At 66.9% G+C, this 21229-nt stretch carries 21 protein-coding genes; 7 read left to right on the top strand and 14 right to left on the bottom strand.

Annotation, left to right across the window (positions count from 1 at the left end; all coding sequences use genetic code 11):
• The 3 genes from WS49_RS24165 to WS49_RS36185 form a co-directional block, all read left to right on the top strand.
• A partial coding sequence (locus WS49_RS24165; RefSeq protein ID WP_257127691.1) for a DUF6708 domain-containing protein occupies positions 1 to 717 on the top strand: 717 nt, incomplete at its 5' end.
• A complete protein-coding gene (locus WS49_RS24160) occupies positions 714 to 1103 on the top strand; it encodes a hypothetical protein (protein ID WP_059534007.1) in 390 nt (129 codons plus the stop codon). The genes WS49_RS24165 and WS49_RS24160, both read left to right, overlap by 4 nt.
• The gene (locus tag WS49_RS36185) at positions 1103 to 1900 is read left to right on the top strand and encodes a DUF6708 domain-containing protein (RefSeq protein ID WP_257127690.1); all 798 of its coding nucleotides are present in this window, start codon (positions 1103 to 1105) and stop codon (positions 1898 to 1900) included. The genes WS49_RS24160 and WS49_RS36185 overlap by 1 nt, the downstream gene beginning before the upstream one ends.
• Before the next feature lie 276 nt (positions 1901 to 2176).
• On the opposite strand, the gene WS49_RS24150 is transcribed toward WS49_RS36185, so the two are convergent.
• The 5 genes from WS49_RS24150 to WS49_RS24130 form a co-directional block, all read right to left on the bottom strand.
• A complete protein-coding gene (locus WS49_RS24150) occupies positions 2177 to 3157 on the bottom strand; it encodes an alpha/beta fold hydrolase (RefSeq protein WP_257127689.1) in 981 nt (326 codons plus the stop codon).
• Between the two features lie 4 nt (positions 3158 to 3161).
• Positions 3162 to 4067: a metal-dependent hydrolase gene (locus WS49_RS24145; RefSeq protein ID WP_059534000.1), complete on the bottom strand. Its 906-nt coding sequence runs from the start codon at positions 4065 to 4067 to the stop codon at positions 3162 to 3164.
• Positions 4064 to 5002, bottom strand: coding sequence for an SDR family NAD(P)-dependent oxidoreductase (locus WS49_RS24140; protein ID WP_059533998.1), 939 nt, complete (start codon positions 5000 to 5002; stop codon positions 4064 to 4066). Before WS49_RS24140 ends, WS49_RS24145 begins: the two co-directional genes overlap by 4 nt.
• A gap of 21 nt (positions 5003 to 5023) precedes the next feature.
• Positions 5024 to 6601, bottom strand: a complete 1578-nt coding sequence (locus tag WS49_RS24135; RefSeq protein ID WP_059533997.1) for a flavin-containing monooxygenase — start codon at positions 6599 to 6601, stop codon at positions 5024 to 5026.
• A gap of 243 nt (positions 6602 to 6844) precedes the next feature.
• Positions 6845 to 7519: a lysoplasmalogenase gene (locus WS49_RS24130; RefSeq protein ID WP_059534031.1), complete on the bottom strand. Its 675-nt coding sequence runs from the start codon at positions 7517 to 7519 to the stop codon at positions 6845 to 6847.
• On the opposite strand from WS49_RS24130, the gene WS49_RS36180 reads away from it, so the two are divergent.
• Positions 7509 to 7631, top strand: coding sequence for a hypothetical protein (locus tag WS49_RS36180; protein WP_257127688.1), 123 nt, complete (start codon positions 7509 to 7511; stop codon positions 7629 to 7631). The two genes, WS49_RS24130 and WS49_RS36180, sit on opposite strands and share 11 nt — an antisense overlap.
• A gap of 318 nt (positions 7632 to 7949) precedes the next feature.
• A complete protein-coding gene (speB, locus tag WS49_RS24125; protein WP_059534029.1) occupies positions 7950 to 8912 on the top strand; it encodes an agmatinase in 963 nt (320 codons plus the stop codon).
• 157 nt (positions 8913 to 9069) lie between these two features.
• Here speB and WS49_RS24120 read toward each other — a convergent pair whose 3' ends face one another.
• From WS49_RS24120 to WS49_RS24095, 6 genes are all read right to left on the bottom strand, one after another.
• A complete protein-coding gene (locus WS49_RS24120) occupies positions 9070 to 9294 on the bottom strand; it encodes a hypothetical protein (protein ID WP_059533995.1) in 225 nt (74 codons plus the stop codon).
• 271 nt (positions 9295 to 9565) lie between these two features.
• Entirely contained in the window at positions 9566 to 9769 is a 204-nt protein-coding gene (locus WS49_RS24115; RefSeq protein WP_059533993.1) for a cold-shock protein, read from the bottom strand.
• 351 nt (positions 9770 to 10120) lie between these two features.
• Entirely contained in the window at positions 10121 to 11101 is a 981-nt protein-coding gene (locus WS49_RS24110; protein ID WP_059533991.1) for a sulfonate ABC transporter substrate-binding protein, read from the bottom strand.
• 123 nt (positions 11102 to 11224) lie between these two features.
• The gene (locus WS49_RS24105; protein ID WP_059533989.1) at positions 11225 to 12064 is read right to left on the bottom strand and encodes a MerR family transcriptional regulator; all 840 of its coding nucleotides are present in this window, start codon (positions 12062 to 12064) and stop codon (positions 11225 to 11227) included.
• Positions 12065 to 12073: 9 nt separating this feature from the next.
• Entirely contained in the window at positions 12074 to 12634 is a 561-nt protein-coding gene (locus WS49_RS24100; protein WP_059533987.1) for a GNAT family N-acetyltransferase, read from the bottom strand.
• 95 nt (positions 12635 to 12729) lie between these two features.
• Positions 12730 to 13650, bottom strand: coding sequence for a LysR family transcriptional regulator (locus WS49_RS24095; protein ID WP_059534027.1), 921 nt, complete (start codon positions 13648 to 13650; stop codon positions 12730 to 12732).
• Positions 13651 to 13775: 125 nt separating this feature from the next.
• Between WS49_RS24095 and WS49_RS24090 the strand changes: the two genes are divergently transcribed.
• On the top strand, positions 13776 to 14774 hold the full coding sequence (locus tag WS49_RS24090; protein ID WP_059534025.1) for a quinone oxidoreductase family protein: 999 nt from the start codon (positions 13776 to 13778) through the stop codon (positions 14772 to 14774).
• A gap of 75 nt (positions 14775 to 14849) precedes the next feature.
• Here WS49_RS24090 and WS49_RS24085 read toward each other — a convergent pair whose 3' ends face one another.
• Complete coding sequence (locus WS49_RS24085) at positions 14850 to 16364, bottom strand: MDR family MFS transporter (protein WP_059533985.1); 1515 nt, start codon at positions 16362 to 16364, stop codon at positions 14850 to 14852.
• A 228-nt stretch (positions 16365 to 16592) separates the two neighbouring features.
• Here WS49_RS24085 and WS49_RS24080 point away from each other — a divergent pair, with 228 nt between their 5' ends.
• The gene (locus WS49_RS24080; RefSeq protein ID WP_059533983.1) at positions 16593 to 18152 is read left to right on the top strand and encodes a methyl-accepting chemotaxis protein; all 1560 of its coding nucleotides are present in this window, start codon (positions 16593 to 16595) and stop codon (positions 18150 to 18152) included.
• A 56-nt stretch (positions 18153 to 18208) separates the two neighbouring features.
• Here the strand turns inward: WS49_RS24080 and WS49_RS24075 are convergent, their stop codons facing one another.
• Complete coding sequence (locus WS49_RS24075; protein ID WP_059533982.1) at positions 18209 to 19876, bottom strand: ATP-binding domain-containing protein; 1668 nt, start codon at positions 19874 to 19876, stop codon at positions 18209 to 18211.
• A 120-nt stretch (positions 19877 to 19996) separates the two neighbouring features.
• Positions 19997 to 20851: a helix-turn-helix domain-containing protein gene (locus tag WS49_RS24070; protein WP_059464640.1), complete on the bottom strand. Its 855-nt coding sequence runs from the start codon at positions 20849 to 20851 to the stop codon at positions 19997 to 19999.
• Positions 20852 to 21229 lie beyond the last annotated feature (378 nt).

Below are 21229 nucleotides of genomic sequence, written 5' to 3'. Positions count from 1 at the left end.
TTGCTTTGGTCCGCGCCCACGCATCTCGATGACGTTTGCGTTGAAATTTCGCGCGATACGTTAAGTCCACGAGGATTGATGATTTGGTTTGCTGGTCTGATAGCGACAACCACACTTGGAGTGGTCGTTGTCATAGTCTGGGGGCTCATAACGGTCCCAAATGATATGTATGACTTCATCGGGTTGTTAATCGAAATAATTATAACTTCTGCAATGTTCATCTTCGGGGCGTGGTGCACTTGTGTCTTTTACCGTATGGATATATCTCCCCCCCGAAATCTTCCAATTCGCTTCAACCGCGCCCGCCGCAAGGCCTATGTCTACGGCTTCCATTGGGTCTGGTGGAATCCCTTCACCCGCTGGTACGTCACCACGGCGAGCTACGATTGGGACAACTTGCGCGCGGAGCAATGGAAGGTGCGCGGGGTGACCGCCAACGGCGCCCTGATCATCAAGGAGGGCGTCTCCATCGCCGTGGTGAAACCCGGTACCCATGAGGTGATTGATCGTTTCGAATTGAGCTCGCGGGCCGGCAACACCAGCAACGTATGGGCCTATGTGTGCGCCTATATGCAGCACGGGTGCAGCGGACTGAATCCCAGCGAAGTCGAGTCGCGCGACGTCAATGACGTGCCACCCTATAACCTGGCACTGCGGTTGGCGCCCAAGGTGGAATGGCCGCCCGCCATGGACCTCGAGTCGCGCACTGCGCCATGACGCCCATGCCTTCTCACGAAACCACAGGGCAGGGTGCGATGCTGCCCGGTTACGATCCCGCCTATTCAGGCTACCGCTTTACGCTGGAAGTAGAGCGGCTTGGCCTAAGCCGGAGCGGTCGCCGCACGCCGGAAATCAGCACGCAGGTGCTGGTTTCAAGCCAGGCGAATATTGACGTTGAACCGACTAAGCCAACGGCGATTCCGCGGCCGGATTACACCCTAGTGACAGAAGGCCAACTGACCAAAAGTAGCCCTGTTCGGAGGGGCCACTACGAACCGGATCACGTTGGCGGGATTCAGTCGGCCACGCTGACGATGACCTATTGGCCCGACAGAAGCGACGAAAGCGGTTCTGCCCAGGTGGCCCTGACGGAGGTGCAGTAATGGCACGTCCCAAGCTCAACCCGCCCTGTACCGGTTGGCAGCGTGATCTCCCGGGGCCCAACGAGCCGATCGAAGAAGCACCGACCTTGCGTTGGTTCGCACCGACATCTCTCAACTCCATATGCTTGGAATTGCCACGCAATACTTCCGGCATGCGAGGGACTATGTTGTGGCTTTCAGCATTTCCTGCAATTTGGCTATTCCTAAGCACAAAAAATATGGTGCGTGCGATTTTTGCGCCACTATTTCATGCTGAAGGGCAAGTTATATTGGTCTCGCTCTTCGCGATAATTTGCACTTCTTTATGTGTATGGGCAATGCTATTTTCCATTCGTGCTGATGTTGCACCTCCTCGCGATCTACCCATACGCTTCAACCGTTCCCGCCGCAAAGTTTATGTCTACGGCTTCCATCGGGTCTGGTGGAATCCCTTCGCCCGCTGGTACGTCACCACGGCGAGCTATGACTGGGATGATCTGCGCGCGGAACAATGGAAGGTGCGCGGGGTGACCGCCAACGGCGCCCTGATCGTCAAGGAGGGCGTCTCCATCGCCGTGGTGAAACCCGGTACCCATGAGGTGATTGATCGTTTCGAACTGAGCTCGCGCGCCGGCAACACCAGCAACGTATGGGCTTACGTGTGCGCCTATATGCAGCACGGATGCAACGGACTGAATCCCAGCGAAGTCGAATCGCGCGACGTCAACGACGTGCCGCCCTACAACCTGGCACTACGGCTGGCGCCCAAGGTGGAATGGCCGCCCGCCATGGACCGCGAGTCGCGCACTGCGCCATGACGCCCATGGATATGCACCGATCCTCAAAGAACTTGGTTTGGCTTACTTTCGATGCATAGCCGCGGATACCACCAGCCATGGCGGTACCCTGGCCAAAGGGCGAGGCTGGATGGCTGGCGGAGTGACACGAGGCCAGGCAGTCCTCATGGCAAGCCGCATTTCATGAATGGGGCCGGGTTAACTTCTGACCTGGCGTTGGGGATGCGTCAGAGCGGATTTGAGTTCGGCTGGGCCTAATAGGATGGAGGATGGTCAGCCCGATCCTCACTCAGTGGACTACGCGGAGTGAGGATTTTGTCCATTCAGGGGGCTATCATGGACGCGGTATCGCTGGTCGGGATTGACCTGGTTAAGCATCGCTTCCGCCTGCATGCGCTGAACCGCCGCTCGAGCTGCCGCTACCGCAACCGCTGGCCTCTCATACACCGCCGCGAACCGGTCGATCCGCGCCGCGATCAACTCCGGATTACGCATGACGATCCAGTGCGCGCCGTCGATTTCCTCGCGCACGTGCTCCCCGAGCCAGCGATCGAGATCGACCGACATTTCGGGCGTCACGTAGCGGTCGCGCACTGGCACGAGGATCTGCACCGGCGCCTGCGCATACCGCTCGCGCGGCTTTCTCGCCCGCGCGAGGAAGTTCGCGCGGTAAAGCTGCAACCCGTTCAGCGCGTTCTTCAACTGCGCGGGGTCGCGCTCCGGCCGCACGCGCTCGGTCAGCTGCAGCCAGCGCGGCCACAGCGCGGCGCCGCCGAGGCGCCACACCAGCGACGGCAGGACCGGCAGATGGAAGAACGCGATGTACCACGACTTCAGGCTTTGCCGGAGCCGCATCTTCGCGCGGAACACGTGGTCGAGGCACGGGCCGGAGATCGACGTGTACGACGCGATCCGGCCGCGGAACGCGGGATCGGTCACGGCCTCCCAGCACTGGATCGACCCCCAGTCGTGGCCGACCAGATGGAACGGCCGGTCGCCGCAGGTCGCGTCGGCCACCGCCTTCAGGTCTTCCGCGAGCCGCGCAAGTGCGTAGTCCGCGCGGCGGCGCGGCGCATCGGACGCGCCGGCGCCCCGCACGTCGTACGCGATCACGCGATAGCGCTTCGCGAGTCGCGCGCGAACCGATGCCCACACGGCCGCCGAATCGGGATAACCGTGCACGAGGATCAGCGGCGGCGCGCGCCGCGGTCCGCTGACGTAGACGGCGAGTTTCACGTCGCCGGAGCGGACGGTCAGCATCTCGTGTGCGCGCGCCATGACGTCATGCCTGCGGAACCGGATGCAGCGGCACGCGTCGCGGGGCGGCCTGCGCGGCATGGCGCGCGTTGGTCGCGTCGATGTTCGCGAGCAGCGTGTCGAGCCCTTGCAGGTACTGATGGTTGTCGTGGTCCCATGGATGGAAGCCCGGGCGGAAGTAGTCGAGCCATTCGCGCGCGATGCTCGGGAACACGCCGTGCCTCGGGCTGTACAGGTACTTCACGAGGCGCCACATGCCGCCGAATCTGCCGTGTTCGCGACGGTGCGCGCGCATCAGGCGAACGTGGAAGTCGAACACGATCGCCCAGAACAATACCGTCGTCGTCAACATCGTGCCCGTGCGCAGCAGGTAGCTGCCGAGGCCAGGCTTCATCACGGCGTTCCATACGTCGTACGACACCGCCTTGTGCTCGGTTTCCTCCATCGCGTGCCACATCCACATCTGCTGATAGCCTTCGACCGATCCGTCGATCCGGTGTTCGTGGCCCGACAGCAGCTGGTTCGCGAGGATCGCCGTGTAGTGCTCGAGCGCGATCGTAATCGCGAGCTGCATCGAATGCGGCAGCGTCTTCTTGAAGAAGCCGAGGATCGTCCACAGCCGCTTGTCGAGCTTGTGCGCGGGCAGGCCGGACGACTGCAGCAGGTCGTTGTACTCGATGTGCTCGCGCGTGTGCATCGCTTCCTGGCCGATGAAGCCGAGCACCTGCTTCTTCAGCTCCGGATCCTCGATGCGGTCGCGGTAATTGCGCACCGAATCCATGAAGAAGCGCTCGCCGGCCGGGAACAGCAGCGACAGCGCGTTCATGAAGTGCGTGACGGGCACGCCCTGGACGTGCCAGTCCTTCGCGCGTTCGGGCGGCAGCGCGAAACGGATGTCGCGCCGCACCGGCATCATGTTCGGGGTCCTCATGATTGTTCTCCTCCCTGATTGCCTGCATTGTTGTAGGTGGCGTGAAGCGGTGCGGCCGCCGGTGCGCCGTAGCGGCCAGCCGCGCGGCGGGCCTTCGCGGCCTCGCGGCGCGTCGCGAGCACGACGAGCGCCTGGTACGCGGCCGGCAGGGTGCGCGCCATCCAGTCCGCCGCTTTCGCATCGCGGCCGATCAGCACGCGGCGCTTGTTCTTGCGCACGCCGGCGAGGATCGTGCGCGCGGCGTCGTCGGCGGTCGTGATGAAGAACTTCTCGAAGCTGTCCTTGCCTTGCTGCTCGCTCTCGACGATGAAGCCGACCATGTTCTTCGCGACGCGGCTCGATTGCGCGATGTTGGTGCGGATGCCGCCCGGATGCACGCAGGTGGCCGACACGCCGCACTTCATCATGTCGAGTTCCTGCCGCAGCGATTCGGTGAAGCCGCGCACCGCGAACTTGGTCGCGTTGTAGCCGCTCATCCCCGGCTGCGCGAAGATCCCGAAGATGCTCGACGTGTTGATCACGTGACCGTCGCCCGACGCCTTCAGGTGCGGCAGGAACGCCTTCGTGCCATGCACGACGCCCCAGAAGTTGATGTTCACGATCCACTCGAGATCGCCGTATTCCATGCCTTCGATCGTGCTCGACAGCGCGACGCCCGCGTTGTTGAAGATGAGGTTGACCTTGCCGTGTTCCTGCGCGGTGTCGTCGGCCCACGCGAACATCGCGTCGCGGTCGCCGACGTCGAGCACGTGCGTCGACACGCGCACGTTCGGCGCGATTGCGCGGACGATCCGTTCGGTTTCGGCGAGGCCGACGCCGTTCTTGTCGGCGAGCGACACGTGGCAGCCGGCCTGCGCGAGTTGCACGGCGAGCGAGCGGCCCATGCCCGAGCCCGCGCCCGTGATCGCGGCGACCTTGTTGGCGAAATCTCTCATGTCGGTGACTCCTTGTCTGACTCAGGCCGCTTCGGCGGAAGCGGAAGCGGCGGGCGCGACGGCGGGCCGCGCGCTCGTGTCGTGATGCGGGGCGCGATACGCGTGGTAATCGGCGATCGAGAAGTGCGCGGTCGCCTGGCGGAAGCGCCAGGTGAAGCCCGGCCACAGCGTCGTGTTCTTGCCGGTGCGCGGATCGAGGTACCAGCTCTTGCAGCCGCCCGTCGACCAGATCGCCTTCTTCAGCTTGCCCTGCAGGTCGCTGTTGAACTGCGCTTCGACGAGCGGGCGCACCTCGATCGCATCCGCGCGTTCGCGGTGCATCGCGTTCAGCGCGCCGAGGATGTATTCGATCTGCGACTCGATCATGAACACCATCGAGTTGTGGCCGAGGCCGGTGTTCGGGCCGACGATCATGAAGAAGTTCGGGTAGCCCGGCAGCGTCGTGCCGAGATACGCGTGCGCGCCGTCGCGCCAGGCGTCGACGATGTCGAGGCCGCCGCGGCCGACGATCGCGCCGCGCGGAAACGGATCGGCGACCTGGAAGCCCGTGCCGTAGATCAGGCAGTCGACTTCATGGCGGCGGCCGTCGGTCGTCACGACCGCGTCGGCTTCGATATGGTCGATGCCGGTCGTGATCACGTCGACGTTCTTGCGCGACAGCGCCGGGTAGTAGTCGTTCGAGATCAGCACGCGCTTGCAGCCGAGCGTGTAGTTCGGCGTGACGGTCTTGCGCAGTTCCGGATCGGGAATCTGCTTGCGGATATGGCGCAGCGCGAGCTTCTGCACGTTCTTCATCAGCGACGGATGGATCGCGAAGCCGAGCACGCGCGATTCGAGCATCCAGTAGATGCTGCTGCGCAGCGCCTTCTGCGTGAACGGCAGCGTGCGGAACAGCCATTTCTCGAAGCCGGTCAGGTTGCGGTCGGGCTTCGGCATGATCCACGGCGGCGTGCGCTGGAACAGCGCGAGTTCCTTCACGCGCGGTGCGATCTGCGGCACGAACTGGATCGCGCTCGCGCCGGTGCCGATCACCGCGACGCGCTTGCCTTCGAGCGCGTAGTCGTGATCCCACTGCTGCGAATGGAACGCGCGCCCCTTGAAGTTCTCGACACCGGGAATCGCCGGCAGCGCGGCGCGCGACAGCCCGCCCATCCCCGACACCAGCACGCGTGCCGACAGCCGCTTGCCGTTCGCGAACGTGAGGCGCCAGCGTTGCGCGGCCTCGTCGTATTCGGCGCGCTGCAGCTCGTGGTTCAGGCGCAGGTGCGGGCCGACGCCGAAGCGCTGCACGCAGTCTTCCAGGTAGGCGCGGATCTCCGGCTGCGGCGCGAACATGCGCGTCCAGCGCGGGTTCGGCGCGAACGAGAACGAATAGACGTGCGATTGCACGTCGCAGGCACACCCGGGGTAATGGTTGTCGCGCCATGTGCCGCCGACCGACGCCGCCTTCTCGAGCACGACGAAGTCGGTCACGCCTGTCTGCCGCAGGCGAATGGCCATCCCGAGACCGGCGAAGCCGGTGCCGATGATGGCGATGTCGGTGGTTTCGTCCGGGCCGTCGTGGCCGGGCGGGCCGAAAGGCAACGTGCGAGCATTCATCCGGGTGTCTCCGATTTGGCTCATTTTCGAATGTTACATTGTTTGATGTAACGATAGTGGGTGAACCCGGAAACCGCAAGAGGCTAGAAGCGGCGCTCTAAGGGCCGGAAACCGCGTGGGAAAAGGCTGAGCGGGGTTTGGAACGGAGCGGTTTCCGCATTGCGGAATGGGCGGAAACGGCCGTCGGCAGGGCGGGAGAGGCGGCAGACGAGGCCGCCGACGCACGGCGGCCTGTTTGAAACACTATCGGGGACGGATCGAGCGAGCGGCCGTCTCATGGAAAACCCCGGCGACGATCGTGACCTGCGCGAGCGCATAGAGGCCCCAGATCAGGTAGTCGATGCCGGGAAAGCCGCCGAGGAAGCGCCCGACGCCGATCAGCGTGTCGGAGCCCACGAAGATCAGGCTGCCGACGGCGACCAGCGGGCCGTGCGTGCGGGCCGCGAGCGCGAAGCTCGCCATCGCGCACAGCACGAGCATATAGACGGCGACCGGCGCGAGCAGCTCGCCCAGGTGCGGAAGGAATGCTGCGTAGAACGCCGGCGCGGCGATCCACAGCCCGATCAGCGCGAGGATGCGCCAGCCGTGCGGCCGCGCGCGCCAGCGCACGAAGATCGCGCAATAACACAGATGCGTGAGCAAGAACGCGCCGAGGCCGAGGACGAACGACAGCGGCCAGTCGGGCAGCGCGAGCAGCACGTCGCCGAGCACGGCCGTGGCGAGCGCCGCGCACAGCCACGCACGTTCGCGCGGTGCCGCGCAGGTGCTGCCGGCTGCCAGCAGCAGGATGCCCATCGCGGCTTTCGCGACGGCCTGGCCGGGATAGGGCGCGACGGCGAGCGACAGGCCGTACAGCAGCGCGGCGGCGACCGCGAGCGGCCAGAGCCGGCGATAGGTGGCGGGAAGCATGGCGATCAAGGCGGGTGTCTCCGGATTGTTGTTGTCCGCGGTGGACGGCGCGCCGGCGTGGGCGCGGCTGCCGGCCATTATCCGGAAGAACGGGCGGGTAAAAACCGGCGAATCCTTCTAGGCGCGGCATGGCGATGGTGCGACGGCGCGGCGATGAGGCGGTGCGGGTTCGGGGCATGCGGCGTCGGTGCACCTGCCGCCGCGCCGGTTGTTCCGATGCGTTTGCCCCGGTCGAACCGGGGCAGCGCCGAGATTTCGGCTTGCTATCATCGCCGCGTATCGACGTTGTCCCGCCCGGCCGCGCTACAGGGTTCGCAGGCCGGCGCGGCGGCCGCGCCCGGCGAGGGCATGCCGCCGCGTTTTCAATGAATCCGTGCCGGGTCCCGCCAGCGCACCGATGCAATGGCAGGGCCCGGTCTTCATGACCAACAGGTTCGACATGACCGAACTGCTCCACGGCGACGGCGCGATCCGTCGCACGACGCCATACGGCTCCTCGATCGAAAACACCTATGCGGGCGTACTGTCGTTCATGCGCCGCAACTATTCGCGCGTGCTCGACGGCGTCGACGTCGCGATTTCCGGCGTGCCGCTCGACCTCGCGACGACCTATCGCTCGGGCGCGCGGCTCGGGCCGGCCGCGATCCGCGCGGCGAGCGTGCAGCTCGCGGAGCTCCATCCGTATCCGTGGGGCTTCAATCCGTTCGACGATCTCGCGGCCGTCGATTACGGCGATTGCTGGTTCGATGCGCACAACCCGCTGTCGATCAAGCCGGCGATCGTCGAGCATGCGCGCACGATCCTGCGCTCGGGCGCGAAGATGCTGACGCTCGGCGGCGATCACTACATCACGTATCCGCTACTGGTCGCGCACGCGGAGCGCTACGGCAAGCCGTTGTCGTTGATCCACTTCGATGCGCACTGCGATACGTGGGCCGACGACGAGCCGGACAGCCTCAATCACGGCACGATGTTCTACAAGGCGGTGAAGGAAGGGCTGATCGATCCGGCGATGTCGGTGCAGGTCGGCATCCGCACGTGGAACGACGATTTCCTCGGGATCGAGCGGCTCGATGCCGCGTGGGTGCATGAGCATGGCCCGCGCGCGGCGGTGGAGCGGATCGTCGACATCGTCGGCGCGCGGCCCGCTTATCTGACGTTCGATATCGACTGTCTCGATCCGGCGTTCGCGCCCGGCACGGGGACGCCGGTCGCCGGCGGGTTGTCGTCCGCGCAGGCGCTCGCGATCGTGCGCGCGCTCGGCGCGGTGAATCTGGTCGGCGCGGATGTCGTCGAGGTTGCGCCTGCTTACGATCACGCGGACATCACCGCGATCGCCGCTGCGCATGTTGCGTGCGATTTGCTGTGTCTGTGGCGGCAGAAGAAGGTGGCGGGGCGTTGAAGCGGGCGGTGGGCACGGAGCTGCAATGCAGAAGGCCGGCGGGCCGCCGGCCTTCTTTCATGTGTTGCGCGCAACTGCGGCGGATCAATGGCGGTGGGTGGAATGCTTGTCGCGCATGTCCCGTGGAGGGTGCTTCCCGACTTACATGGTGTTGCCATTAACCCCGCGTGTCGACCCAGTTGCGTGCCCAGCGTGCCGAGTGTTGCAGCGCCTGTTTTTCGCTCGGGAAGTAATCGAGTGAATAGAACTGGTAGCGGCCTTCGCCGTGCGAACTGTCCGTGCGTTCGAGCAGGAGGTTGGATGAAAAGCTACCGTCGGGCAGGCGATGCGCCGAGGGTTGGACGGCATAGCCGTTGTACTGTTGAATTCGTTTGGTTTGCATTTTAATTTTAATGATGTTCGAGTGCGCCCGTGCCGTGCGAAATGTGCACCGATTCAAAGCCATTGCGAGCTGAATCTAAAGCAATCGGAAAGCGCAAAAAAGGCGTTGCTGCCGGAGGGGAGAGTGAAGTGCAACGAGGCATGTGGCGCGTGGCAAGCATGCTGAACGAGCAGATGCAGCCAAGAGCGTTCGCACCAACGTTAGGAGACGATGCTCCGTGAGGGTGTCGCTGCGACCCGGCATCCGTCGCGGGAGGCCGGGCCCTTCAAACTTACAGCGGCGTGATGTTGGCCGCTTGCAGACCCTTCGGGCCTTGCTTCGTTTCGAAGCTTACTTTTTGATTTTCAGCGAGCGTCTTGAAGCCGTCGGCTCGGATTTCGGAGAAGTGAGCGAAAAGGTCGTCGCCGCCCTTGTTCGGCGTGATGAAGCCAAAGCCTTTGCTGTCGTTGAACCACTTGACGATACCGGTATCCATGATAATTCCTTGAGAAAACAATACGAAGATCAGCTCTGTTGAAGAGCGCTTGAAGCGTCAAGGAGGGAGAGGACAACGAATACCGCTGGGGGAGCGAGAAATTGATGAACAGCAATCGGACTTCTTGGACTTCGGCGTACACACTAACTTCCGGCGATTCCGGAGTCAATGGATAACTTGTAACTGTGTTACTTGGCAGTCCGTTTGAGGCCAGGAAGTCTGGCCCGACGCATAGCCGACGCGGAGAGAAGCACTCCGACCCTGGTATGGCCGAGTGCGTCCCTTCCGATGTGCGTTTCCTGGAGTAGATGGCACCCGTCGGCCTGTTCCAAATGTGCAGCGCGCCGCGTGTTACTTCGCCGCCAGCGCAGTTGTCACGAGCTTGTCCGTCCACGCGTTATCCGCGACGCTCAGCTTCTGCGGAATCAGCTTCGCGGCGTAGAACGCATCGGCCACCCCCTGCTGCACCGCGACGATCTTCTCGTCGACCGGCACCGCACCGAACGGCACACGCTTGAGCCACGTTTCCACGAGCGGCAGCGGCAGCCCGACCTTCGGCGCGATCAGCGCGGCAGTTTCGGCCGGGTGCCCGTTGACCCACAACCCCGTCTCACGCGCCTGCTTCAGGATCGCGCCGACCACGTCGGCATGTTGCTCCGCGAAATCACGCGTCGCCTCGTAGAAGTTGTTCGCGGGCGTGAGGCCCGTGTAGTCGGACAGCGTGCGGATCTTCAGCGAATTCTGCGCGGCCGCGTAGTACGGGTCCCACACGGCCCACGCGTCGACGTTGCCACTCTCGAACGCGGCGCGCGCGTCGGCGGGCGGCAGGTACACGGGACGGATTTCGTCGTAGCGCACGCCGGCCTTTTTCAGCGCTTCGAGCAGCAGGTAGTTCGCGCTTGAGCCTTTCTGCAGCGCGACCTTCTTGCCGCGCAGGTCGGCGAGCGAGCGGACCGGCGAATCGGCTTTCACGAACACGGCTTCGTTGTGCGGCGACGGCGGTTCCGCGCCGACGTACACGAAGCGCGCGCCGGCCGCTTGCGCGAACACCGGCGGCGGCGCGCCCGTATAGCCGAAGTCGATGCTGTTCGCGTTCAGCGCCTCGAGCAGTTGCGGACCGGCCGGGAATTCGAACCACTGGACGTTGTAGCCGAGCGGCTTGAGGCGCGCTTCGAGCGACCCCTGCGCCTTGATGACCGACAGCAGGCCGGCCTTCTGATAACCGATGCGCACGACCTTGTCGGCGCCGCCCTGCGCGAACGCCGACGTGGCTGCGGCGGCGACGAGCGCCGTCGCGGCGGCGCGGGTGATCCAGCGGGTGAAACGAATCATCGAACGGACTCCATGCGAAACGTCTTCGGGGAGCGGCGCGTGCCGCTCGGTTGGAAGAATCGTCGCATGGGCGGTCGGGCCCGCAAACGAAGCATTGCCGATATGAATATGACGCCGGCGGTCCTATGCTTTGTCGCCGCCGTCTTGCGGATCCGGCGTGCCGGCCTGGCGCGCGGCTTCGTCGCTGAGCTTCCTGTCGAGGATCGTCGCGACGCGGCCGCCGAGATAGGCGCTTGCCGCGGTCTCGAGCGCGCGGTTCGTCTCGCCTTCGACGAACACGGCCGCGAGCGGGCGCAGGCGCCAGATCGCGTCGACGAGCGCGGGCACGTCGGTGACCGGCGGCAGCGTGCCCGCGTCGTAGCGGTCGAGCCGCTTCACGACGAGATCGACGAGCAGCCGCGCGATCGCGTCGAAATGCGGCCGCGCGAGGCTGATCACGTCGAGCAGCTCGCGCGGCGGGATGCCTTCTTTCGTCATCGCGGCGGCTGCTTCGAGCAGCGCGGGGCTTTTCGCGACGAACGACAGGCCGCGCCGTTCGAGCAGACCGAGTTCGGTCACGCGCGACAGTTGCGACGCCGTCTGCGGGCCGAACATCTGCGCGAGTTGCGCGAGCGAATAGGTCTTCGGCAGTTCGTGCGACCAGCGGCCGCCGATCGCGTTTTCCAGGCCGAGGATCGAACGCAGGTCGTGCCCTTCGTCGATCGCCATGATCAGGTCCTGGATGTTCGACAGCGTGTAGCCGCGCGCGAGCAGGTGGTTGATCAGCTTCAGGCGGGCGACGTGCGTGTCGTCGTAGATGCCGACGCGCCCGCGCTTCTCGGGCGGTGCGAGCAGTCCGCGATCCTGGTATGCACGGACGTTGCGCACGGTCGTGTCGGACACGCGCGCGAGTTCGTCGACCGTGTACTCGTTGCGGGAATCCGGTGCGGCCTCGTCTGGCATGGTTTGAGTCTGTTTTGGCATGCGGCCATTCTAGCGCGACGCGACAGGCTCGGGCGAGGCGGGAAGGGTGTGTGCGCCGTCGCCGAGCGCGCGCTGCATCAGTGCGGTATCGATCCAGCGGCCGTGCTTGAACCCGACCGCTTTCAGCACGCCCGCGGGCTCGAAACCGAACGCGCTGTGCAGCGACGTCGAGCCGCCGCTGCCGCCGTCGGCGATCACCGCGATCATCTGCCGCCACGGGCCGGTCTCGCACCGCGCGATCAGCGCCGCGAGCAGCGCGCGGCCGATGCCGCGGCCGCGCTGCGCGTCGTCGATGTAGATCGAATCCTCGATCGTGTGGCGGTACGCGCTGCGCGTGCGATACGGCGTCGCATACGCGTAGCCGGCGATGCGGCCGTCGCATTCCGCGACGAGATAGGGCAGCCCGTGACGCAGCACCGCGTCGCGGCGCGCGCGCAGTTCGTCGACGTCGGGCGGCGTCTCCTCGAACGACGCGACGCTGTGGCGCACATGATGTGCGTAGATCGCGTGAATGGCGGCAAGATCGGTGTCGGTCGCGTCGCGGACGACGCAGGCGGGGGCGGCGGGCATGGTGGCGGAGCGGGCGGACGAAACCGTTACTATGCCCGCCGCGCGGCCGCGCCGTAAAGGCATGGGTCGCGTCGCGCGGTCGGGAGAAGCCGAGCCTACAAATGGCCGTCCGCGTCGCGAACCGCGTCGGCGATGGCATCCGCGACGCGTTGCACGCGCGGCGAGCGCCGCACGTCCGGGTGCACGACGAGCCAGATCTCGCGCTCGACATCGCAACGGGGCGCGGACGTCAACTCGACGAGCGCGGCGGCGGTCGACAGCGACGGATCGGCCAAAGCCGGCGTGCCCGCGTCCGCCTCCGCCTCCGTCGCCGACGTGTCGACGAGAAAGCGCGGCAGCAACGCGACCCCCGCGCCGGCCACGCAGGCACGATGCAGCGCGGCGAGGTCGTTGGCGATGAACGCGAAGCGGCGCCCGGCCGCGAAGCGTTCGAGCCATTGCTGCTGCGGCATTTGCGCGAGTGCGTCGTCGTAGCCGAGGAATGCCCAGGTGTCGGGCGGCGCGGCGGCCCAGTCGGGCGATGCGCACAGCGCGAAGCGCATCGTGCCGAGCCGGCGCGCGGCCAGCCCCGGCTCGCTCGGCCGCGACAGGCGCACCGCGAGGTCGGCTTCGCGCGCGTACAGATTGGCCGCGTGCATCTCGCCCATCAGGTCGATCCGCAGCGCGGGCCATGCGCGCTGCGCGCGGGCGAGCCGCGGCGCGAGGAAGTGGCTCGCGAATACCGGCGACGCCGACACGCGCACGACACCGTCGAGCGCTGCCGCCCCCTGCGCGGCGCGCGCGAACGCATGCACGTCGGCTTCGACGTGCGCGGCATGCTCGGCGAGGTGCAGGCCTTCGTCGGTCGGCGGCCAGCCGCGCGGCAGCCGGTCGAACAGCCGGATGCCGAGTGCGGACTCCAGCGCATCGATGCGCCGGGCGACCGTCGAGTGTTGGACCTGCAGCGCCCGCGCGGCGGCCGACAGGCTGCCGCCGCGCATCACCGCCAGGAAATAGCGGAGGTCGTCCCAGCTCATCGGCGGCGCGGGCGCCGGCGTCGGATCGGTCGAATTTTGCACAATAGATGGGCGTGAAACGGGAATTCCGATCGATTATGCACGATGCGATGATCGTGTCACATCATTCGATTGTGAGGAACGTCATGACCCAAACTGCCACCGCCACCCGGATCGGGATCGACCGCTACGGCGACGCCGGCGTGCTGCGCCGCTTCGATGCGCCTGTGGTGCCGCCCGGCGCGGGCGAGGTGCGGATTCGCCAGACCGCCGTCGGCGTGAATTTCGTCGACATCTATTTCAGGACCGGCGCGCATCCGTTGCCGGCCCTGCCGGACGCGCTCGGTGTCGAGGCGGCCGGCGTGGTCGATGCGGTCGGGCCCGGCGTGACGGGCCTGGTGCCGGGCCAGCGCGTCGCGTATGCGGGGCTGCCGACCGGCAGCTACACGAGCGTGCGCACGCTGTCTGCCGAGCGCGTGGTGCCGGTGCCCGACGGCGTGAGCGACGACGCGGTCGCGGCCGGGCTGCTGAAAGGCATCACGGTCTACATGCTGCTGCACCGCGTGCGCCAGGTGGCGGCCGGCGACACCGTCCTCGTGCACGCGGCGGCCGGCGGCGTCGGGTTGCTGGCGACGCAGTGGGCGCGCGCGCTCGGCGCGCGGGTGATCGGCACGGTCGGGTCGGCCGCGAAGGCGGCACTGGTGCGCGCGCGTGGGGCGGAAGTGGTGGTCGACTATCGCGAGGCGGATTTCGTCGCGGCGGCCCGTGCGTTCGGCGGCGGCGCGGGCGTTGACTATGCGATCGACGGGATCGGCGGCGACGTGCTGACGCGTACGCTCGGCGCGGTTCGGCCGTTCGGGATGGTCGCGAGCATCGGGCAGGTTGCCGCGATCGGCGCCCGGCAGACGATCGACCTCGACGAACTCGGCCCGGCCCGCTCGATCGCGCTGGCGCGGCCGAGCGTGCTGGGTTTCATCGCGCGTGACGTGGCGGGGTATCGCGAGGCGGCGCACGCGACGCTCGAGCGGTTCGCGGGCGGGATGCACGTGGAGATCGGCGCGCGGCTGCCGCTCGAGCAGGCGGCCGACGCGCATCGCTTGCTGGAATCGCGACAGACGACGGGCGGGGTGGTGCTGGTGCCGTGACGGCGGACCGCGCGTCGTGACCGGTCGTCCCGGCGGGCAGGCGGCGGAGCCACGGTGCCGCTGCGTGCCCGCCGGTCAGTGATGCTTGCGCAGCGGCGCGCTCTCGACGAACCACGCGAGCACGAAGGCGATCGCAATCACGCCCGCGGCCGAGAGGTACACCACGTGCAGCGACCCGGCGAACGCATGCAGGTACGCGTCGCGCACCGCATCCGGCAACTGGTGCACGGCCGCCGGACCGAGGGCGGGCGGCAGCTCCGTGCCGGCCGGCAGTGCCTGCGCGATCCGCGACTGCAGCCCGTGCGAGAACAGCGCGCCGAATGCGGCGACGCCGAGCGAGCCGCCGATCGAGCGGAACAGCGTCGCGCCCGACGTCGCGACCCCCATGTGCCGGAATTCGACGGTGTTCTGCACCGCGAGCGTGAGCACCGGCATCACCATGCCGAGCCCGATCCCGAGCAGCGCCATGTACGCGTACATCGTGTGCAGCGACGTGTCGAGCGACAGCGTCGAGAGCAGCGCCATCGCGATGCCGCCGATCAGCGTCCCCGCGATCGGGAACGGCCGATACGTGCCGAGCCGCGAGATCAGCCGGCCGCTCGCGATCGACATCGCGAGCATCCCGCCCATCATCGGCAGCAACTGCATCCCGGCCTGCGACGGCGTCGAGCCCTTCACGACCTGCAGATAGAGCGGAATGAACGTGACCGAACCGAACAGCGCGATGCCGACGACGAAGCCGATCAGGCTCATCAGCACGAAGGTGCGCTGGCGGAACAGTTCGAGCGGCATGATCGGCTCGGCCGCGAGCCGTTCCTCGTAGATGAAGCCGCCGACCGCGACGATGCCGAGCACGAGCGTCATCCACAGTTGCGGCGACGACCACGGCAGCAGCGAACCGCCTTCGCTCGTGAACAGGATCACGCAGGTGAGGGCCGTCGCGAGGAACGCCGCGCCCATGTAGTCGATCCGGTGCTTCACGTGCGCGGTGTGCGGCCGGAACGCGATGCCGATCACCGCGAGCGCGACGAAACCGAGCGGCAGGTTGATCGTGAAGATCCAGCGCCACGACAGATGTTCGACCAGGAAGCCGCCGAGCAGCGGCCCGATGATGGTCGCGAGGCCGTACACGCCGCCGAACATCCCCTGATAGCGCGCCCGGCGGTCGGGCGGCACGAGGTCGCCGATCGCGGCCATCGTGACGACCATCAGCCCGCCGCCGCCGAGCCCTTGCAGCGCGCGCAGCACGATCAGTTGCGTCATGTCCTGCGCCATGCCGCACAGCGCGGAACCGGCGAGAAACAACACGATTGCGGCCTGCAGCACGATCTTGCGGCCATACAGGTCGCCGAGCTTGCCGTACAGCGGCAGCACGACCGTCGACGACAGCAGGTACGCGGTGACGACCCACGACAACTGGTCGAGGCCGCCGAGCTCGCCGACGATGGTCGGCAGCGCGGTCGACACGATCGTCTGGTCGAGCGCGGACAGCAGCATGACGAGCAGCAGCGCGGCCACGATCAGCCCGGTCGGCGCGTCGCGGCGGGCCGCTTCGGCGGCCGGTGGGGCAAGGAGGGTATCGGTTCTCATCGAGATATCTGCCGTGGCAGGGAATTGACCGGAATATAGAGGCAAGTCATTGCCTGGTCAATTTCTGCCGAGCCTTGATTTGTTGCATCGGTAACAGAAGATTGCCGACCGGAAAATTGATCGCGATCAGCCCGACAAAAGGCAGGGCTCAAGTTTTTTGCAGGCAAACCGTAATCCAGAGTGCCGCGGACCGATTGCCGCGGCACTCTTTACCGCTCACGTCCCGTCATGAACCTGAACGCCCTGTTTTCCCGCTTCTCGATCCGTACGCGGATTTTTTCCACGCTCGGCCTCGTCGCCGCGCTGCTCGTCGTATCGGGCCTGATCGGCCTGACCGGCATGCAGCGCTCGAACCGCGCGCTCGATGAAGCCTATACGCGCGAGCTGGCCGCGAAGACCGCGCTGTCCGCCGCGAACCTGAACCTCACGATCGTGCGCACCACGCTCGACCGCGCGCTGCTGCATCCCGAGGCGCCCGAAGTGCCCGATCTCGTCAGCAAGGCCGAGAACTATCTCGCGAAGGCCGACGCCGCGTGGCGCACCTACGCGACGATGCCGCACGACGGCGACGAAGGCCCGCTCGCGACGCGGCTCGACACCGCGCGCCAGGCGCTGATCGGACAGGCGTTGAAGCCGATGATCGACGCGATCCGCGCGGGCCATCGCGACGATGCCGACCGGCTGCTGATGACGGTCGCGCCGCCGCTGTCGGTCGCGCTCACGCAGGCGACCGATGCGCTCGACGCGTACCAGGCCGCGCGCGGCAAGGACGTCTACGACACCGCGCAGACCTATTACGGCTGGATGCGCGCGGGCGCGATCGCCGGCATTGCGTTCGGTCTGGCCGCGTGCCTCGGCTGCGCGATCGGCCTGCATTTCGCGATCACGCAACCGGTGAACCGTCTGCTGTCGCATTTCCGCCGCCTGTCGGACGGCGACCTGACGTCGGAAGTGCGCTGGTCGTCGCGCGACGAGATGGCCGAGCTGGTCAAGGGCGTGACGGGCATGCAGCGCAGCCTCGCCGATACGGTGCGTCAGGTCACCCAGGGCTCCGAAGCGATCTCGACCGCGACGCACCAGATCGCGGCCGGCAACACCGACCTGTCGCAGCGCACCGAGGAGCAGGCGTCCGCGCTGCAGGAGACGGCCGCGAGCATGGAACAGCTGACGGCGACCGTGAAGCAGAACGCCGATCACGCGGTCGAGGCACAGGCATGCGCGGACAACGCGAGCGAGATCGCGACGCGCGGCGCGACGGTCGTCGGCGAAGTGATCGGTACGATGAACGAGATCGACCAGAGTTCGCAGAAGGTGGCCGACATCATCGGCACGATCGAGGGCATCGCGTTCCAGACCAACATCCTTGCGCTGAATGCGGCGGTCGAAGCCGCGCGCGCGGGTGAGCAGGGCCGCGGCTTCGCCGTGGTGGCGGGCGAGGTGCGCACGCTCGCGCAGCGCTCGGCGTCGGCCGCGAAGGAGATCCGCACGCTGATCGGCGAGTCGGTCGAGCGTGTCGCGACGGGGTCGCGGCTGGTCGGCGTGGCCGGCGCGACGATGCAGGACATCCAGCAGGCGATCGGCCGCGTGACGGGCATCATGACCGAGATCGCGGCCGCGTCGAACGAGCAGCGCGACGGGATCGAGCAGGTGAATCGCGCGGTGTCGCAGATGGATCAGGTGTCGCAGCAGAACGCGGCGCTGGTCGAGCAGGCGGCGGCCGCCGCCGCTTCGCTCGAGGAGCAGGCCGACGGTTTGCGCCGGGCGGTGGGGGCGTTCCGCGTCGCGTGACGCGCGGCGGGCGGGGCGTCGGTTCCACGCGCCCCCGCCGCCCGCCGACCGCCGCGTCAGTTGCTTGTGAGCTGCGCGGCCGAGCGCGCCGACGCGACGAGCAGCAGCTTCATCGTCGCGCGCGTCGCGCCGACGAACAGCTTGCGGGCCGCGCGCGCATCGAGCGTGTCGAAGTCGATCTCGGTGAGGATCACGCACGGCGCGGACTGCCCCTTGAAGCGATAGATCGAATCGAGCAGCACGTCGCCTTCGCGATATTCAGGGTTGCCGAACAGGTCGTACTTGCCCGTGAAGCGCTTGACCCGATGCGGGCCGAGCTGGTCGAGCCGCGCGAGCACCGAGCTTTCGCGGCCGCGATACGACAGCACCGCGATGTCCTGCTTGCGGAAGCCGAGCGACAGCGCGTGCGTGATCGCGCGCTTGGTCGCGTCGATGCACGCGTCGGCGAGCGCGTCGCCTGCCGCGCCGTCTTCCCCGTATGACGACACCGACGGATCGGAACCGTCGAACGGGCTGCCCGAGCGCAGTTCGGCCGCGAGCGGCTCGACGCGGCCGACCACGTCGCGCACGAATTCGAGCAGGTCGCGCGGGCTGCGGTAATTCGTCAGCGCCTTCAGCGTGACCCAGCCGGGCAGCGCGACGGGCTCGCGCAGATAAAGGTTCTGAAGCGGGTCTTCCAGCCACCACCATGCGCCGTTCGGCGCCAGCAGGCGCTCCAGCGCCGCCGCCCACGGCGCGTGGAAATCCTGCCCCTCGTCGACGATCAGCACATCGAAGCGCCAGCGTTCCGGCACCGGCGCTTCCGCGAAGCGCGCCTCGAGCCGCTCGAACGCGCCGGGCGCGTCGAAGTCGGGCGTATAGCCGCCGTCGCGGGCCACCCAGTCGCACAGCTGATGGTAGTTCGCCATCGTCGCGCCGGGCGGCGCGATGCGCGCGATGTAGTCGGCGAGCGGCCGGTTGAAGCATACGTAAAGCACGCGCTTGCCGGCCGCGACCGCGTCGCGCATCGCCTGCACGGCGAGCTGCGTCTTGCCCGAACCCGCGGTGCCGGTCACGCGCAAGCGGAACGGCGTGAACTCGAGCTGGCGCGCCCATGCGGCGAGCCCGCCCGACAGCCGCGTGACGAGCGTGCCGGCCTGCCCGACGAGCGCGCTCGTGTCGGGCGTGAGCGCCAGCTCGTCCGCGAGGAAATGATGCAGCTTCGCGGCGTTCGGCAACGGTTCGTCGTGCTCGGGCAGGATCTGCAGGATCGCCTGCGCGAGCTGCGCCTTGCGCGATGCGTCGACGATGCGGTCGGCCGCGACGCCGGCGATCGCCGTCTCGCGGATCGAGTAGTCGGGGCAGTACAGCAGCGCCTCGACGCCATAGACGCCCGCGCCGAGCGCGGCTGTCAGGCGCCTGTGCAGCGTCTCCTGCGTGCGCGCAAGCTGGATCGGGACGTTGCGCTCCTTCTGCAGGTAGACCTTCACGAGCCCCTTCGGCGTTTCGCGCAGGAAGCCGGCCTTCTGCTCGATCAGCAGCACGCGGCCGGACGGGCTCACGACGACGAACGCCGCTTCGCCGAACACCGAGAAGCCCTGGTCGGCACGCGTCCAGTGCACGCCGTGATAGACGGTGTAGCTGTCCGGCAGCGCGTGTTCGAGGGCGGCAAGCGTCTCGCGCTCGCGTTCGGCCGCACCGGTGGCGGCGAGGCTTTTCCAGTCGTCGGGAATGAGGCGGGCCATGAAGTCGGGCGGCTGAGGCCGGTCGTGAACAGGGTCCGGCTATTGTACTGAGGAACCTGTTCACGGCCGCCGCGCCGCGCGGGCGCCCGCCATGCGAAAGAGGGGGCGTGCGTGCGGGAATTACCCGCGTGCGAGCCGCTTCGCGAGATCGGCGCTGAGGATCGCCATGCGTGCGGGTTTTTCGTAGCAGACGACGTCGAATGCGCGGATCACTTCGCTGATGTCCGCTTCGCTCGCGCGGCCCGTGAGCAGGTCGCCCGTCAGCACGAAGATGGGCGCGCCCGGATTGTCGGACGTGCGCACCGCCTTGATCGCGGTGGCGGCCGTGCTGTCGTCGAACAGCCATTCGGTGACGACCGCATCGAACGCCTGGCCCTGCAGCGCGTCGACGAACGGCGCGAGGCCGTCGAACGCGGCCGTCGCGAAACCTTGCCGCTCGAGATAGCGGCACAGCTCGGTCGCGCTGACGCGATCGGGATCGATCACCGCGACGACGAGCTTGTCGCTCTCCGCGCGGCGCGGATAGATCTCGATCTTGTGCACGTCGTACGCGTTCTGGTACAGCACGCCCGTGTGGCGCAGCACGCGCCAGCGGCCGTTCTGTTCGTACGCGACGAACTCGGGGCGCGCGCCGGCTTCGAGCGGCGCGCCGATCCAGGCGGTGCACGGAATTTCGGCGACACCGGCGTACAGGACGGCTTCCTGCGAATAGGCGCCGACCATGCCGGGGTCGAGCGTCTGCGCGCCGAACAGTTGAGCGGCGGGCTCGCCGTACGCTTCGGCGACTTTCTTGATCTGCGCGAGCGTCCAGGGGCTGCTGCCGCGCAGTTTGCGGTGACCTTGCGAAAAGCTCAGGTCGAGGATGCGGCACAGCTCGGTGGTTTGCTGGCGCTTGCCGATGCCGTTGCGAGTCATCAACTCGCGCACGCGCTCGGCAACCGCGAGGGAATCCGTGGTGATTGCTTCAGTGGTCATGCTACGGGAACGGATCGTGACGTTCAGAACGACGCCTTGCGGCAGTCTCGGCGGACAGTCTTGACGACGTCCAGGGGGCGAGCCGACCGGCCACGCGCGGAAAAGATAACTTTACCGCAAAACGACTGCCATTCCATGGCGCAAAAGGTGCGTTTCTGTGAAAGGTGTGTCACGACGTTACGCGCGATCCGGCGGCGTGTGCCATGCGCTGCTGGCCCGTTCGCAACCTTCAGGCGCGGATCGCGCGGGGCCGGGACAGGATTCCTCGTCCGGCAGTACGGAATCGCATCGCGCTGCCAACGAAATGCACCAGAGCAGGGCACGTTCGTGATTGGAATCGCGGCATCGGGCCATCCTGAGCGCGACAAATTTTTACAG

This window comes from Burkholderia sp. RF7-non_BP4 (genome assembly GCF_001521935.1).
GTDB classification, from domain to species: Bacteria; Pseudomonadota; Gammaproteobacteria; order Burkholderiales; family Burkholderiaceae; genus Burkholderia; species Burkholderia diffusa.
This window is presented reverse-complemented; position numbering and strand designations above follow the sequence as displayed.